Origin of the sequence: Microbacterium sp. CPCC 204701, assembly GCF_004010105.1 — a bacterium.
In the GTDB taxonomy this organism is placed as follows: Bacteria; Actinomycetota; Actinomycetes; order Actinomycetales; family Microbacteriaceae; genus Microbacterium.
The window spans coordinates 1-2,033 of the sequence record NZ_RRYE01000471.1 but is presented as its reverse complement, the minus strand read 5'-3'; the positions used below and the strand labels follow the sequence as shown (position 1 = coordinate 2,033).

General features: G+C 68.6%; 3 protein-coding genes. All 3 read left to right on the top strand.

Going from position 1 to position 2,033, the window contains the following annotated elements:
• Positions 1-216 precede the first annotated feature (216 nt).
• Positions 217-1,095 carry a hypothetical protein gene (locus EIO58_RS16910; protein WP_127820444.1) on the top strand — a complete coding sequence of 293 codons (879 nt, stop codon included), beginning with the start codon at positions 217-219 and terminating at the stop codon, positions 1,093-1,095.
• Between the two features lie 18 nt (positions 1,096-1,113).
• Positions 1,114-1,797, top strand: a complete 684-nt coding sequence (locus EIO58_RS16905; RefSeq protein ID WP_342447992.1) for a GNAT family N-acetyltransferase — start codon at positions 1,114-1,116, stop codon at positions 1,795-1,797.
• A 64-nt stretch (positions 1,798-1,861) separates the two neighbouring features.
• Positions 1,862-2,033: ThiF family adenylyltransferase (locus tag EIO58_RS19565; RefSeq protein WP_342447991.1), on the top strand; the 172-nt coding region annotated here is incomplete at its 3' end.

The window sequence follows — 2,033 nt, the reverse complement described above, 5'->3', positions numbered from 1 at the left end:
GCGCGCGGCCTCGGAGATGCGGAAGCTGGGCATGACGACAACATATCACCGCAGATGCGGATCATCCGGGGTGAACTTGTCGCAGCTACGGCGCATCGGCGCTCGTGCCTCTGACTCGCCGCACGGATGGGACGTACGCGGGCCGACGGAGGCGGGCAGATGGGAAGTCGTAGACGGCTCGTGCGGGGCCGGCATGCCCGTGAGACGATGCACGGGATGGACACCGCAGCACTCGAGGAACTGCGCGCGCTGCGAGCTCGCGCGTACGGTCCACACGCCGACATCGCTCACGATCCCGCGGCGGTGCGGCGCCTCCGCGACTTGGAGGCCCAGAGCAGCGGATCGACGACGCGGTCGCGCGCCGCAGCGGCGACGGATGTCACCACCACCCTCCCACCTGGGCCGGAACCCGACTCCGCGCAACGGTCCGAGTTCGTGTCGGCGTCCGCACCGCCGCCTGCACCGGCGCCCGCTCCGACGGCGGCCGGTGAAGAGACGCCGGCTCGCGGGCCGGCGGGGGTCGAGCGACCGCACGGCGAAGCCCCGAAGCACGACCCGATCCGGTCCGGCGCCACCGCTGATCGAACCGAGCGTCGATCGCACCGCCTCGGCCTGATCTGGGCGCTGTCCGTCGTGGCGTCGGCGGCTCTGGCAGCCGGAATCACCTACGCGGCGACATCCATGGCGCCCGTCCAGACATCGAGCGGCGCCCCGCAGATCGCGACCCTGGAGCCCTCCCCGCTGCTCGAGATCCCCGCCGGATGGTTCGGCGCGGGGTCGAGCTCGCGCGTGTTCGAGTTCTACGGATTGACGCTGTTCGAGACCCCGAACGGTTTCGGTTACACGAGCCCCGGCACCGACTGCTTCATGGCCATTCCGACGGAGCAGCTGCCCGCCGAGGATGCCGATCCGAACTCGTGGTCGATCAGCGGCAACGTGTATTCCGGATGCCGCATCGGCGACTTTCCGGCGACGACCGCGATACCGGTCGACAGCGGGATGCCGGAGGAGCTCCGCGACCGCTTCCCGCCCGGGTCCGCCCTGCAGTTCGTGCTCGACGGCGACCGGATGGGCGTATTCCTCGACAGCCCCTAGGGACCAGCCGGTCGCGTGATGTCGGGGAAGCGATTGCGAATTTTGGATGAGCGAGCACTTCCGATGCTCGTGATGGTCTGCGATCGTCGCATCCGCGTTTGCGGAAGCTGCAACGCCCCCGCACGCACGCCGACTGTCCGTTCGACTGTCCCTCTCCGCAAGTGGTTGACTTCGGACGTGGTTATCTCGCTTCGACCGTTGATCGCGGCTGACGCCAGCACCCTTGCATCCTGGGCTGTCGACCCAGTGTTCTGCGCACATGCCGGCTGGCGACTGCGAGAGTCCCCGGTTGACGCCCTGGAATGGTGGCAGAACGCCATAGTTCACGCTGACCCCAAGCTCGTCCGATTGCTCGCACTCAGCGACAGCGACCCGGTGGGCTACGTCGATCTCCACGGCGACGAAGGAGGACGGCGAGAGCTCGGCTACCTCGTTGGTCCGTCGGCTCGTTGGGGTCAAGGCCTCGGGACGGCAGTCGCGCGCTGCGCTCTGGAGTTCGGTTTCACCGAACTAGGGCTCGAGAGCATCTGGGCAGAAGCCATCGAGGCGAACACTGCTTCGGTGCGTGTGCTGCGTCGTCTCTCGATGCAGCCTGCCGGCGTCGGCAACCGTGCCGAGTTCCTCGGAGCACGCTCCCGCTATCTGATGTTCGAACTGTCACGACATGACTGGTTCGAACGCCAGACCGAGAGCGCCCGCTAGTTGCCGAATCGAGTGCTCAGTGACCCGGACCCGTGCCCTGGTCGCCCCGGCGTAGCCTGTGGACATGGCGTTTCCTCCACTGGTCGAGCCCGTCGCTCTGCTGAGCGAGGCCGAGCAGACCCGCACGGCACGGCACCGCGTGCTCGCGGGGTTCGGCGACGACGCGCAGCGACGGCTGGCCGCAGCCCACGTCGCGGTCGTCGGCGCGGGCGGACTCGGCTCGCCCGCGGTGCTCG